The organism is Vibrio barjaei (genome assembly GCF_001639065.2).
In the GTDB taxonomy this organism is placed as follows: domain Bacteria; phylum Pseudomonadota; class Gammaproteobacteria; order Enterobacterales; family Vibrionaceae; genus Vibrio; species Vibrio barjaei.
The window spans coordinates 21839-36394 of the sequence record NZ_LQXO02000061.1; the positions used below are offsets into that span (position 1 = coordinate 21839).

Sequence of the window (14556 nt, forward strand, 5' to 3'; positions counted from 1 at the left end):
CGATTTCTATTAATGAGTATTGAGAAAGAGTTGTTTTAATAACACTGCCAAGCCGCGCTTATCATCATTGGTTGTTTGGGTGATAAGGTCGGCGGTGCTTTTTACTGTGTCATCGGCGTTTTGCATGGCGATACCAATACCAGCAGCCTTCAACATGGAGATATCGTTGTGGTTGTCACCTACGGCCACGCATTCCTCCAGTGCGATGCCTAACGGAAAAACATACCGACTTAACGCATTGCCTTTACTATTGCCTGTTGCCGCAAAATCGACTCGGTCAACCCACGAACGCTCGCCATTAAAGTGGCTTTTGATAAAGGACAGTTTTGCAAAACTATCCACGTCACCCTCGACGACAAATTTCCAAATGTAGTCTGAGCGTTGAGCTTCCAGTTGAAAATCGTCCACCTTCTGAATATTAGGGCGATCGTTTTCTGGGAAAGTTAGTGACCAGGTAAGTAATGACTCCATGTAGTCAATAGGACGCGATCGTGAGTAGAGCATGGCATCACGAACGTACATCACCATTTTTAGGTTATGCGCCTGCGAGAGCGTGATGAACTGTTTGGCGGTGCTCTTGTCGATGGCGTTTTCTTGAATGACCGAGTTGCTTTGGTAGTCAAAGATATAGGTACCGTTACAGCAAATGATTGGCGTCGATAAACCAAGCTGGTCGTAGTAAGGCTTCGCAGCGACATGGTGACGACCTGTAACAATCATTACATGTGTACTGATTGCAATCTGTTGTATTGTCTCGATCAACTCTCTGCTGATAGTGTGCTCTGAGTTGAGCACGGTCCCATCCAGATCTAACGCCAATAATCTGTACATATGAACGCCCTTATTTCTGTCCATAGTATGAATTTTTACCGTGTTTACGGTTGTAGTGTTTGTCGAGCAACTCGGGTTGGATGGCGACTTCTGGGCTGATAGCACGAGTAGCGGTTGCCATTGCTGCAATTTCCTCCATAACGACGGCATTGTGCACGGCATCAGAGCCATCTTTACCCCAAGTAAACGGAGCATGACCAGCGATGATGGCACCCGGCATAGCTTGTGGGTCAATATCTCTTTGGCTAAATTCTTCAATGATCACGAGTCCGGTGTTTTTCTCATAATCGGTCTCGATTTCTTCCTTGCTTAGTAAACGTGTGCAAGGGACATCTCCATAGAAGTAGTCTGCGTGAGTAGTGCCTAGGGCTGGGATATCTCGGCCTGCTTGTGCCCAAATTGTCGCATTACGTGAATGGGTGTGAACAATGCCGCCGATGGTAGGGAAAGCTCTGTATAGCTCAATATGCGTTGCGGTATCGCTTGAAGGGTTCAGATTACCTTCGAGGCGATTGCCTTCAAGATCAATAACGACAATATCATCGACCTTCATCACATCGTATTCCACTCCCGATGGCTTGATTGCAATTACGCCAAGTTCACGATCGATTTCTGATACGTTGCCCCAGGTGAAGGTTACAAGACCATATTTAGGTAGTTGTAAATTTGCAGCGAGTACGCGTTGCTTCAATTCTTGGTACATAAATAAACTGCCGTTGTTCGTGTTTTAGGAAAAGGGTACAAAGAAGGATTGCCCAGATAAGCTCCAGGCAACCTTGATGATGGTTACTTGGCCGCTACCTTGATCTTGTTGATCATGGTATCGCCGTTCTTCTCGATATACGCACTCCAAACTGGTTGGATAGCTTGTTGGAATGCAGCGCCGTCAACATCACGGTTCACTTGCATACCTTGTGCTTCAAGCTCTGCAATCATCTCGTCTTCTTTCTCAATGCTCAGCTTACGTTGCATCGCTACCGCTTCTGCTGAAACATCTTCGATGATCTTTTGCTCTTCTGGGCTTAGGCCGTTGAACTTACGTAGGTTCATAGTAAGAACTAGTGGAGAGTAGGCATGCTGAGTAAGGCTTAAGTATTTTTGTACTTCATTGAACTTGAACGAAAGCGTTACAGAAATTGGGTGGTCTTGAGAGTCGACAACGCCTGTTTCAAGTGCAGTATAAAGCTCAGATACTGGAAGTTGTTGTGGGTTAGCACCAAGCTCGTTGAACATATCGTTCAGTGCTTTAGAACCATTGACTCGCATTTGAAGGCCTTTTACGTCGGCTGGAGTGCGAATAGGCTTCTCATTGTTGGTCATGTTACGATAACCATTTTCAGGGAACCCTAGACCTTTCAGGCCAAATTTCTCAAATTTTGCTAGAACTTCTTGCCCTGGTTCGCCATCAAGAACTTTATAAGCAGTCTCGCGATTTGGGAACATGAACGGTAGGGTAAATGCTGCCGATTCAGGCATTAAACCGTTGTAGTTGTTTAGGCCAACCATCGCCAAATCCACAATCCCTGCGCGAGAACCGTCGATCATTTGCTTATCACTGCCTAGTTGACCTTGCGGATAGATGTTGACTTTGATGTCGCCGTTAGAACGTGCTTCTACTTCTTTTTTGAAGAACAACGATAAATCTTGTTGTAAATCAGATTCAGGTGCTGCGTGTGCCAATTTCAGTGTTGTTGCTGCAAATACGTTAGAGCTCATTGCGATAGTTGAAGCAAGTAACGTGAGTTTTAGTAGGGTTTTCATTATGATTTTCTCCGTCGAGGGTTAACCAATGACAAATGACATTGGCACAGTGATAATGCTTGGGAATATGACAAACAATGCGAGTAGGGCCATGTAAGCGCCAATGAAGGGCAGTACGCCTTTCACAGCAGTAGACATTGGCACTCTAGCTACACCACAAACTACGTTTAGTACGGTGCCTACAGGAGGCGTAATCAGGCCTATCGAACAGTTAATAACGAACAGTAGGCCGAAATAAGTTGGGTCAATGCCAGCCATTTTGATTACAGGCATTAACAGTGGAACGAGAATTAGAATGGTTGGGCTTAAATCCATCACCATGCCTACACAAAGTACGAGCAGCATAATGACCGCCATTAGTAGGCGAGGACTATCTACAAGTGGACCTAACAGTTCTGCCAATTGCTGAGGAAGTTGGGCTACCGTAATCAGCCACGCTGCTACCATGGCACAACCGACTAAAAACATGACCATTGCCGTTGAGCGGCCTGCGTTGATGACGATGTCATAGAACTTTTTAAGCGTCAGCTCTTTGTACACGAAGGTTGAGATGAAAATTGCGTATGCTGCCGCAACAACCGCTGCTTCCGTTGGAGTAAAGATACCGAAGCGAATGCCGACAATGATGATCACTGGTAGTAACAGTGCCCAAACACCATCTTTAAGCGCAGCTCGTTTCTCTGCTTTGGTTGCTTTTGCAGATGTTTCTAAGTTCTCTTTGCGAACGGTCATTCGCCAAACGAACATCAATGTCAGGCCCATTAATAGCCCAGGCACAATACCGCCAAGGAACAGGTTTTTTATAGAGATTCCGCCTGCAACACCCACTAAAATAAGGGGAATTGAGGGTGGAATAACCGGTGCGATGATGCCGCCCGAAGCCAGTAGACCCATTGATGGTGCTTCGGGGTATTTCGCCGCTTTCATCATTGGATACAGGATACTTACTAAGGCTGCCGCGTCTGCTACTGCTGAGCCCGATAGTCCAGCCAGTAGAACTGAGGTCATGATAGCTACGTAGCCCAAACCACCTTGACGATGGCCGACATAAGTCGTGGCTAAGCGGACAATACGCTGCGACAAACCGCCTGATGCCATAACTTCGCCTGCAATGAGGAAGAATGGAATCGCAAGTAGCGTAAAACTGTCTACGCCATTAATTAAAGACTGCGCAAGAATGTCCGCACTAAAGAAGTCCATATGCAGCATCAGTGCTATTGATGACAACAGCAAAGCAAACGCCACTGGAAGACCCAATAAGATTGAGACAATCAATACCGATAAGAAAATGGCTAGCGTCATTATTCTTTCTCCTCTTCTAAGCTATCTAGCTGCCAGTCTGGTTTGAAGATTCGCACAAAAGCGATCACTCCCATAAGCACACCTGACACCACGCCAGCCAAGTAAAATAACGCTGAAGGAAGCCCTGTTAATTGAGAAATATCTGACCAGTTAGACATCATCTGACGGTAAGAACCGATGTAGAGCATGCCTACCGATACGAGTACTACTACCCAACAAAGTCGTCTTAATACGGGTACTGCTTTTGGAAATAGTCGTTCTGAAAACTCCGAGACAGCTAGGTGCTCACCTCGGCGCAGCACAACTGCGGCGCCGAGCATAACTACCCATACAAGACCAAGGCGAGATAGTTCTACAGAGGGACGAAGACCAGATGAAAAGCCGTAACGTAATACAACGTTGGTAAATACGAGGACAATCATGCAAGTCAGTATGACTGCCATGATGACGTCGATGCTTTTCCAAATACTCTTAAATACACTTTGCATAAAGCTTTCCCTACCTTAGGCGAATTACAGAGAAGTAATTTGATCCCATATGCCATCGTTGATTTCGATGCCACCTGCTGCTTCGTGTTTGTTGATAAAGTTCTGGATTTCAGAACCAGCAATCATTACTGAACCTGTTTCTGCTGGTTCTGAAGCGAGTACATAATCGCGAATACGCTTCATCTCTTCGCCATAACGGCTCTCGTCCATGGTCTTACTGAGATCGATAGCGATCAGGAACTGAGAAACACCGAATTCGCCGCCCATGTCTTCGGTCAAGGCCGGAACGGAGTGACCGCCTGTGATTGCTGTTAACATCATGTCTAGAACAATGGCCATTGAAGAGCCTTTCCAGAAGCCCATTGGTAGAAGCCGTTTGTTTTCCCAAAGAACATGTGGGTCTTTGGTTAGCTCACCGTCGTTATCAAAACCGCCAACTACAGGCAGTTCTCTATCTGCCAGTACGAAATTCTGTAGTTGTCCGTAAGAGAATTGGGTCATTGAGCAATCAACCACTACTGGTGGGTCACCTGCAATTGCCATTATCAGTGGATTTGAACCGACACGATGATCTTTACCACCCCAAGCTGGCATAACTGCAATAGAGTTAGTTGAAGCGATACCCGCAAAGCCTTCTCGCGCCATCTTTAGCACATAGGCCCCACCACGCATCCAGTGGTTGGAGTTACGCATACCGACCATGCCAATTCCGTAGTCACGGGCCAGTTCCATTGCACGCTCCGCGCAAATTAATCCGTTGAGTACACCTGGGCCAAAATTACAGTCCCACTGCTCTAACGCCCCCATGCTATTTACGCATTCTGGCTCGGCATTAAGCTTGATTTGCCCTTTGTCTACTTGGTCAATGAACACTGGGAAACGGTTAATACCGTGTGAATACGTCCCTTCATTTGCCATCTCAACAAAACCTGCCGCTAGCTTAGTTGCCATCTCCGGTTTCATGTCGCGAGCTAAAAGAATTCGTTCATATTCTTGTTGTAGTTTTTCTGTGGATACCAATGGCATTTGAGCTCTCCGCTAAGTTGAATTCCATAATACGGAATTAATTATGCGAAAGATTCCAAAATAAAACTGTGAGCTAAGTTGAGAAAATTTCTGCTATTAAGTCTTTTGCCAATAACTGTTAACTAGTTAAAAAAAGGAATAAAAAGATTCTATAATTCCGCAATGCGAAACAATTAGTGTGTTCTAGATCGACGTTATGCAGTTTATTCTGATGAAAATAAGGATTTCGGGGAGAACTTTGGCAGAAGAGATGGGACGTTTAAACCGTAGTTCTACGGCACGTTATAAAATTGAAGTGGGTTGGTAAAACTGAAAGTCGTGTTGGAGTAGCGGCAAAGTCAGTGCTTAGCTACCCCAATTGGTAATTCTTTGGGTGAGAGTTTTATGGGATATAGAGTGAACGGTTTTTAGTAGCTATTGTCTCAACATCCCAAACACCTCTCGACATAAACTAAACAAACAACTCTCTTGCACATCTAGGGTAATGTTGTTGCGATAGTAGGGGCTCAGGTCTACGCCCATGCCGACGCCGTAGATCTCGATGTTATTACGGTGGGATTCGCGCTCTATGGTTTGCTTTAGGTGGTTGTCGAGATAAAACTGATCGTTGGCGGTGCTGGTGGCGGTGTCCATAGGGCAACCATCTGAGAAGATGATGAGGATTTTTCGTTGCGCCCCTTGCGATGTTAAACGTTGGGCGGCGAACTGGACGGCTTCTCCATCGATGCCCTCTTTAAAAATATCAGCCTTTCGTAAGCTGGCGATGCCGAGTCGAGCGCGCCGCCAATGTGTCTCAAAGTCTTTGAATACGATATGTCTAAGCTCATTCAGACGGCCAGGGTGTTTTGGCTGGCCTTGCTGAAGCCACTGTCGATATACTTTTCCACCATTCCAGTTGCCGGTCGTAAAACCAAGGATTTCGAAAGGGATATCGGCTAACCCTACCGATTTAAGCAAAGTATCCATCAACAAGCTCATTTTGTGACTGTGCTTTTGCATAGAACCAGAGCAGTCCATTAGAAAGGTAATTGCACATTGGTGGGAGATACCTAATTCTGGCTGCGAAAAGATGCTGCGTTCAAGGGGGGACGTAACCAGCTTCGTGAGAGTGTTGGCATTGACGACTCCCTCTTCGAGATGGTCTTGGCGTTCAGTGTGTTGAGGAGTTTGTACAATACTAGATAACATAGCGGCCAACTGGCGAGTATTCACTTGTCTAGCCATCATGTCATCTGTGAGTTTTTGCCGTAGATCCAGCAGTAATGCTCGCCTGACTAAAGTGTCGGCTCTAACCTCTCTATCAAACTCCCGACTAAACACTTGGTAATTTGATCCAGCTAATTGAAAAGCTTTACTGTGACCGGTGATATCTGTTTCGACGTCATGATCTTCAATATCGCCGTCTACAATCAAGGCAAGTTGTGTGAGGATTTTTATGTCTTCCTCTACTGTTGGTGTGGGTTGGTTGTTGGATTGTTCCTGCTCTTGCTCTATGAGTTCACTGGCTAGCGTGGCAAGCTCCTTAGCATAAGCAGCATATAGTTGTTGATTACAACGGTGTTTTTTAAGCTGAACTAAACAGGTGCCTATGATCGGCACGATCCCTGCGCGAGTGGATTCTATCGCTTCGGCGATGGGTTCTGAAACAGGCACACCAATTATACGCGTGTAAATGACTTGCATGAGAGTGAAAAGAAGCATCCCGAGACGAGACTCGGTAAAGCCGTTTTGATGATACTGCTCGCTCCAATAACAGAAATTAAATCGAGTGCTCGTCTGGATACCAACTAGGTAATTAGGGATTTGCGACTCGATACGCACTTGTTCGCAAAAGTCGAATAGGAGCCGTTCTACTTCATGACTAGGGCGTAGTGAATAATGCAATTCTACGTCAGAAATCAATAGTCGGAATGCTGAAGAGTCTATCTTTCCATGCATCGCCAGTTTACTTTTTGTTAACTCATGTCGAGACACAAACGTGAGATCGTTAGTATGTGCCGAGAGAAAGTAACAAGGCTGGTCGCCTTTATACAATCGCTCACCACGGTAGTTTAGCGTAGGATCACCGCTGATCGCGCGGGCAACAGAAACGCTTAGGTCAAGAATCTTCTTCTGTCGAGACGACACATTAGCCATGGCTTATCTGCTCCATAGTAGAGGAGGAGGAAGTGCTCGCAATCAAAGGTTCGCCGAAGCATCGGAAGTAGTACTCGCTAACAAGTTGCTTTTCTTCTTCTTCACATCGGTTTAGGAAGGACAGCCGGAATGCTGTCGCGACATCATTAAAGATTCGAATGTTCTCTGCCCAAGTCAGCACGGTTCTGGGGGACATAACGGTAGAGAGGTCGCCTGCCATAAATCCATTGCGAGTCATTCCTGCTGTTGCAATCATTTGCTCGATGAGTGTTAAGCCAAAATCATTATTAAGTTCCGGATTCTTGGATAACACGATACTGGCTTCGTGCTTAGGGTCGAGATAGTTCAGAGTCGCAATGATATTCCATCGGTCTAGTTGGCTATGATTGAGTACTTGCGTACCGGAATACAAACCAGAGAAGTTGCCAAGACCGAGCGTGTTACAGGTAGCGAACAACCGGAAATAAGGATGCGGAGTGATGACGCGGTTCTGCTCCAGTGACGTGTATTTGCCATCTTGCTCAAGTAACTGTTGAATCACGAACATCACGTCTGGTCGCCCTGCGTCATACTCGTCCAATACCAAAGCGATAGGTTGTTGGATACTTTGCGGCAGAATCCCTTCCTTAAACTCAGTCACTTGCATTCCATCTTTTATAACTATGCTGTCTTTGCCGATGAAATCTAATCGACTTAGATGACCGTCAAGGTTGATCCTTAAACAAGGCCAATTGAGTCGGGCAGCAACTTGTTCGATATGAGAAGACTTACCGGTACCATGCGTACCTTGAATCAACGTGCGGCGATTAGATGAGAAGCCAGCTAGGATGGCCAAGGTTACCTCGGGATCAAAGCAGTAGTTGGGGTCGATCTGTGGAACATATTCTCCCGCTTCCTCAAACGCCCACACGGTTAAGTCACTATCAATACCAAAGCACTCCCTAACGCTGACCTGTTTCGTCGGTACCCATTCCTGTTCTTTCATTGCTCATTCCCTCTATATAGCGTGCAAATTTACGGCAACGGTTGGTGATGTTCATCGATTATGAACAGCGTAGCTTGAGTTAACGACACTTTTTGTACAAAAAACTATCAATAATGTGATCTAGTTTTATTAATTGGAATGAATTATTCCAATTTAAGATAAAAAATTGACGCGCAAAAATTCTACTACTAAGGTGAATGTGAATTTAAAAAAGAGACAATTCATTCCGAAAAATGAAATTTTAGTTCAACTCAAGGAGAAGGGAAGGATGAGCGAGCAAGAAAAACGCACGGTTGTTTCCGGCAATACAACGATGACACCATCAGAAGCGTTTGTTGAAACTATGGTCGCCAATGATGTTACTGACATGTTCGGCATCATGGGGTCAGCATTTATGGACGCAATGGACATCTTTGCTCCTGCTGGCATTCGATTAATTCCAGTGGTTCACGAGCAGGGCGCTGCTCATATGGCGGATGGTTACTCACGAGTATCTGGCCGTCACGGCGTGGTTATCGGGCAAAACGGTCCGGGTATCAGTAACTGTGTTACTGCGATTGCGGCAGCTTATTGGGCACATAGCCCAGTGGTTATTGTAACGCCAGAAACCGGAACAAAAACAATGGGATTGGGTGGTTTCCAAGAATGTAACCAGCTTCCTATGTTCCAAGAGTTCACTAAATATCAAGGTCATGTGACGCACCCAGATCGTATGGCGGAATACACGGGTCGTTGTTTTGACCGTGCGATGAGTGAGATGGGTCCAACGCAATTGAACATTCCGCGTGACTACTTCTATGGTGAGATTCAAACGGAAATTCCAAAACCTGCTCGTTTAGATAGAGGACCAGGTGGAGAAAAATCTCTGAATGAAGCAGCAGACCTTATTGCAGAAGCGAAGTTCCCAGTCATCATTTCTGGTGGTGGTGTGGTGATGGCAGATGCGGTCGAAGAATGTGCTGCATTAGCAGAAAGACTTGGCGCACCAGTTGTAAACAGCTACCTGCACAACGATTCCTTCCCAGCTAGCCACCCATTATGGTGTGGTCCTCTTGGATATCAAGGTTCAAAAGCAGCTATGAAGTTGATGGCGCAAGCAGACGTTGTTATTGCTCTTGGTACTCGTCTTGGTCCATTTGGTACTTTACCTCAGCATGGTATGGATTACTGGCCGAAGAACGCGAAGATCATCCAAATCGATGCCGACAACAAGATGCTTGGCTTGGTTAAGAAAATCTCCGTGGGTATCTGTGGTGATGCAAAAGCGGCAGCAGTTGCACTAACAGAGCGTTTGGAAGGTCGAGAACTGCTATGTGATGAAAATAAAGCAACTCGCCAAGACACAGTTGCAACAGAAAAAGCACTCTGGGAGAAAGAATTGGATGAGTGGACGCACGAACGTGACCCATTCAGCCTGGACATGATTGAAGAAAACGCGCAAGAAACGCCGTTCTCCGGTGGTGAGTATCTCCACCCTCGCCAAGTACTTCGTGAGTTGGAAAAGGCGATGCCAGAAGATGTCATGGTCTCTACTGACATTGGGAACATCAACTCGGTTGCTAACAGCTATCTGCGTTTTGAGAAGCCACGTAGCTTCTTTGCAGCAATGAGTTTTGGTAACTGTGGTTACGCATTCCCAACCATTATTGGTGCGAAGGCTGCTGCGCCACATCGTCCAGCTATTTCTTATGCCGGTGACGGTGCGTGGGGAATGAGCCTGATGGAAACCATGACATGTGTTCGTCATAACATTCCTGTGACTGCAGTAGTATTCCACAACCGTCAGTGGGGTGCAGAGAAGAAAAACCAAGTGGATTTCTACAACCGCCGATTCGTTGCAGGCGAGTTAGATAACCAAAGCTTCGCGGAAATTGCACGTGCGATGGGCGCTGAAGGGATCACGGTTGATAAACTAGAAGATGTCGGCCCAACTCTTCAAAAAGCCATCGATATGCAGATGAACGAAGGCAAAACGACGGTTATTGAAATCATGTGTACACAAGAACTGGGCGACCCGTTCCGTCGTGATGCGCTATCAAAACCGGTTCGCTTCCTAGATAAATACAAAGACTACGTATAGGTCACGGGAAGACTGTCCGGTCAATGTTTGGCCGGACAATACGAACACACGGAAAGGTGAGCGCGATGATTTCGAAAACCATGAAAATGCCGAGAACGCTGTATGGAGAAGCGACGGGCATCGCACCTGGCTTATTACTCAGCATAGTAATAGCTGCGGCCGCGACGTTCGTCTCCGACCATTATGGTGGTCCCAAATTTCTTTATGCATTGTTGCTTGGTATTTCTCTGCATTTTCTTTCTGACCATGAAAAATGTGGTGCAGGTATCGAGTTTGCAGCTAAAAAATTGGTGCGCATAGGTGTTGCTTTATTAGGGGTACGCATTGCATACAGCGATGTCAGTACTATCGGATTAGATGGCGTTGGTATTCTTGCTGGTGCGGTGGTGTTGACTATCATGTTCAGCCTACTTTTTGCCAAGCTGTTGAATGTTTCTGGCACATTTGGATTACTTGCAGGTGGCGCAACGGGAATCTGTGGTATTTCTGCGGCGATGGCCATTTCATCTACGATACCGCAAAACAAAGAGAATGAGCAGTACACGTTAATGACTGCCATTGGTGTGGCTGCGTTTTCAACGATTGCTATGGTGCTTTACCCATTAGTGGTGACCTCATTGCAGTTGTCATCCAGTGAAGCAGGCATGTTCTTAGGTGGTTCAATTCATGATGTCGCTCAGGTTGTTGGGGCAGGTTTTATGTTGTCGACAGAGATCGGTGATGCATCAACGTTGGCGAAAATGTTCCGAGTAGCCATGCTAATGCCAGTGATACTGCTAATCGCATTGTCATTTCGAGCGCAAAAACAAAGTGACGGAAAGGAAAACCATATTAATGCGCCAATAATCCCTTTTTTCCTATTGGTGTTTATTGCTCTGATTGTTGTCAATAGCTTTAATCTTGTCCCTGATTCTGTCTCGGAAGGCATGTCAGAAATATCTAAGTGGTGCTTGGTTATTTCAATTGCAGCCTTAGGCGTAAAGACATCATTTGAGAAGCTTTTCTCATTAGGGTGGAAACCAATCATATTGCTTTTACTAAATGCAATGTTCATTGCTGGGTATATGTTGGCGGTAATTTACACCCAGAGAATGATTTAATTAGCTAATTCATATTTCGGTAGCAAGAGTGTTCATTATGAATGATAAGCATTATATAAATACAATAGAAGAACTATATGAAATAGTGAATTTATTTTCTGAATGCAATAATAATGACCCTTTGATATATCGAGCAGAAGAATGTTCAAAAGGCGGACTAATTCCAAGCTTGGGTAAAGTAAATAGTAATAATCTAAGGCGAGTAGAACAAGAGCTTCTTTCAACTATGAAAGTTTACGGTATGCCGATGTTGGACTCTCGTGACATCAATGAATGGCTATTAATGTGTTTATCCAATCAGCAAGGGTTTCCAACGCGTTTACTTGAATGGACTGACAGTCTGTTTAACGTAATGTGGTCGGTTTGTAATAGCTCAACAGAGGACTGTGTAAATATTCTTAAGGTCCGGGACTGTCATAAGGTGAATTTTGTAAAATCTCCCCATGACATTGAAAATACGAAAATATTTAAAGCGACCGACTGCGATTTTAGAACGACGAAAAACGATGAATGGTACTCAATTCATCCATTTGAAAAGGAAAGAAATGGCAGCCTTCTTTCTCTTTATGATGATCAGCGATATGTAACGGATTTGATATCTATTTACATATCGCCATCGGTAAAAAATAACTTATTAAAGGAGCTAATATCTATGAGTGCATTAAACAAAACTTCAATAACAGTTGAAGAAAAAATGACGAATATAGATTCCAAACATAATGTAGATAATAACGGTAAGACTAATAAGGGTGAAATAAGTAACGACCTTGAAGTAATTGTTCATGATAGAAAACTGGAACAATATGGACGTAAGTATCATCAAGATTTTGATTTCGACTAGAAAGAATTAGCAGAGAAAGCAAACAAGCGTTTGAATTATCAGTGAGTGATAAATGCTTTTAAATCTAACGAGGTCAATAATTAAATTATAAAAAAAACTAAATCTGTGAGCTTAAAGTTTGTACATACCATAACCCAAAGTTAGAGTTGGAGTTATGTTATAAATTTGTTAACTTGCTGTATTTCTAGTTTAAATACTCTAATAAAACGGCAGTCTAAAACTGCTTTGTATTAAATCAATAACGAAAACATAAAAGGACCCTGGAATATGAATATGCAAACCAATGCCGCGACATTAGTGCAGGAAAACCAAGTCGATACGACATTTTTACAGTCCTTTAGTGATGCGTGGAATAACCACGATATCGAAGCCTTGATGTCATTTATGACCGATGATTGTGTGTTCCACACTGTTGCAGGTGATGGCTTGCTAGGAAACACCATTGAAGGGTACGAAGCGGTTCGCAACAGTTTTGAGTTGGTATGGCAAAACTTTCCAGACGCAGCTTGGAGCGACCCTGTGCACTTTGTTTGCGGCGATCGAGCAGTAACAGAATCTACATTCTCCGCAACTAACCCAGATGGCACTGTTATCGAAGCTCGTATGGTGGACGTTTTCACGCTACGTGAAGGGAAGATCAGTGTTAAGAACGCCTTTAGAAAAACTCGACCAGTAATAACTCCCAATAAGTAAACGCGGCAACCACTGTTCGTTCACGTGTTATGACTAGGAGAGTCGAATTATGAGTTTAGTAATGGAACAACCAGCAGTAGATGCTGTAGAAGCTAAAGCGAAAAGTACCCAAGCCAAAGACAAATACGACCCGAAATATGATCCTCTGAAAGACAAAACGCCGGGTCACGGTAAAGAGTATGCGCCAACATACTGGGTTGATACGGCAGGTGCACCGCCAGAAGATGATGGGCCAATAATGTCAGATATGGACGTTGATGTTGCCATTATTGGTTCTGGATTTACTGGGCTGAGTACGGCAATACACCTTGCCGAAATGTACGGTATCAAAGCAACCGTTATTGAGGCGAATCGCTTAAGTTGGGGCTGCAGTACTCGAAATGGCGGTCAGGCTCAATGTGCTTCAGGGAGGCTAAAGCGCTCTCAGTGGATTGAACGCTGGGGTCTAGAAACGGCTTTGAAAATGCACCGCGAATGCGTTGATGGTATGAACACATTCAAAGAGTTAATCAAAGATATCGACTGCGACCCACAGCCTGGTGGACACCTCTATGTGGCGCACCGATCCAAAATGATGCCAGGTTTAGAGAAAGAAGCAAAACTACTGCGTGACACCTTCGATTACGATGCGCAAATTTTGGATGCCGAGACAGTGAAACGCGAATATGTCGGCGATCAAGAAGCCGCAGGTGCAATGCATGAGCCAGAAGGCATCGGCATTCATGCAGGCAAATTGGCGTTTGGCTACTTGAGAAAAGCACGAGCATTGGGTGTGAAAGTTCATCCGTCAAGCCCTGTTATGGGATGGGAAACTCGCGATGGTGTGCACTACCTTAAAACACCTGGTGGTGTAGTAAAGGCTCGTTCAGTTGGGGTTTGCACTGGTGGCTACACCAGTCAAGGTCTGCATTCGGAGCTAAAAAACCGTTTGTTGCCAGTGCTTTCCAATTCAATGGTCACGCGCCCTTTGACGCAGCAAGAGATTGCCGCGTGTAACTTCAAAACCAATCAGGTGATTACCGATACCCGTGTTCTTCGTCATTATTATCGCCTGCTACCAGACAATCGAGTTCAGATAGGAACTCGCAGTGCTATTGCTGGCAAGAATGCGCCAGAGAAGAAATATGAAGATATGTTACGCGCCGATCTTACGCGAAAGTTTCCAGCTTTAGATCAGATCAAAATCGATTACTCATGGTGGGGTTGGGTAGATGTCAGCCACGACATGATGCCAAGAATCTATCAGCCCAACCCATCGCAATCCATATTCTACGCCTTAGGTTACGGCGGTAATGGTGTGATGTATTCCGCAC

At 45.0% G+C, this 14556-nt stretch carries 13 protein-coding genes; 5 read left to right on the forward strand and 8 right to left on the reverse strand.

What is annotated here, in order from left to right; translation table 11 throughout:
• Positions 1–9 precede the first annotated feature (9 nt).
• The 8 genes from AWH66_RS24625 to AWH66_RS24660 form a co-directional block, all read right to left on the reverse strand.
• Entirely contained in the window at positions 10–831 is an 822-nt protein-coding gene (locus AWH66_RS24625; protein WP_063602939.1) for a Cof-type HAD-IIB family hydrolase, read from the reverse strand.
• A 10-nt stretch (positions 832–841) separates the two neighbouring features.
• Entirely contained in the window at positions 842–1534 is a 693-nt protein-coding gene (locus AWH66_RS26095) for an L-ribulose-5-phosphate 4-epimerase (protein WP_063602940.1), read from the reverse strand.
• Positions 1535–1617: 83 nt separating this feature from the next.
• A complete protein-coding gene (locus AWH66_RS24635) occupies positions 1618–2592 on the reverse strand; it encodes a TRAP transporter substrate-binding protein (protein ID WP_063602941.1) in 975 nt (324 codons plus the stop codon).
• A gap of 21 nt (positions 2593–2613) precedes the next feature.
• Positions 2614–3894: a TRAP transporter large permease subunit gene (locus tag AWH66_RS24640; protein ID WP_063602942.1), complete on the reverse strand. Its 1281-nt coding sequence runs from the start codon at positions 3892–3894 to the stop codon at positions 2614–2616.
• On the reverse strand, positions 3894–4382 hold the full coding sequence (locus AWH66_RS24645) for a TRAP transporter small permease (RefSeq protein ID WP_063602943.1): 489 nt from the start codon (positions 4380–4382) through the stop codon (positions 3894–3896). Before AWH66_RS24645 ends, AWH66_RS24640 begins: the two co-directional genes overlap by 1 nt.
• A 24-nt stretch (positions 4383–4406) precedes the next feature.
• Positions 4407–5408: a 3-dehydro-L-gulonate 2-dehydrogenase gene (gene yiaK, locus AWH66_RS24650; RefSeq protein WP_063602944.1), complete on the reverse strand. Its 1002-nt coding sequence runs from the start codon at positions 5406–5408 to the stop codon at positions 4407–4409.
• Positions 5409–5822: 414 nt separating this feature from the next.
• A complete protein-coding gene (locus AWH66_RS24655; RefSeq protein ID WP_063602945.1) occupies positions 5823–7544 on the reverse strand; it encodes a cobaltochelatase CobT-related protein in 1722 nt (573 codons plus the stop codon).
• Positions 7537–8529: an AAA family ATPase gene (locus tag AWH66_RS24660; protein ID WP_063602946.1), complete on the reverse strand. Its 993-nt coding sequence runs from the start codon at positions 8527–8529 to the stop codon at positions 7537–7539. Before AWH66_RS24660 ends, AWH66_RS24655 begins: the two co-directional genes overlap by 8 nt.
• A gap of 268 nt (positions 8530–8797) precedes the next feature.
• On the opposite strand from AWH66_RS24660, the gene xsc reads away from it, so the two are divergent.
• The 5 genes from xsc to AWH66_RS24685 form a co-directional block, all read left to right on the forward strand.
• Positions 8798–10609 (forward strand): sulfoacetaldehyde acetyltransferase, encoded by a 1812-nt coding sequence (xsc, locus tag AWH66_RS24665; RefSeq protein ID WP_063602947.1) that lies wholly within the window; start codon positions 8798–8800, stop codon positions 10607–10609.
• Between the two features lie 65 nt (positions 10610–10674).
• Positions 10675–11709, forward strand: a complete 1035-nt coding sequence (locus AWH66_RS24670) for a YeiH family protein (RefSeq protein WP_063602948.1) — start codon at positions 10675–10677, stop codon at positions 11707–11709.
• A gap of 28 nt (positions 11710–11737) precedes the next feature.
• Positions 11738–12550, forward strand: a complete 813-nt coding sequence (locus AWH66_RS24675) for an FRG domain-containing protein (protein ID WP_063602949.1) — start codon at positions 11738–11740, stop codon at positions 12548–12550.
• A 267-nt stretch (positions 12551–12817) separates the two neighbouring features.
• Complete coding sequence (locus tag AWH66_RS24680) at positions 12818–13243, forward strand: nuclear transport factor 2 family protein (protein WP_006069824.1); 426 nt, start codon at positions 12818–12820, stop codon at positions 13241–13243.
• 49 nt (positions 13244–13292) lie between these two features.
• The coding region (locus tag AWH66_RS24685; protein ID WP_071487874.1) for an NAD(P)/FAD-dependent oxidoreductase at positions 13293–14556 on the forward strand (1264 nt) is incomplete at its 3' end.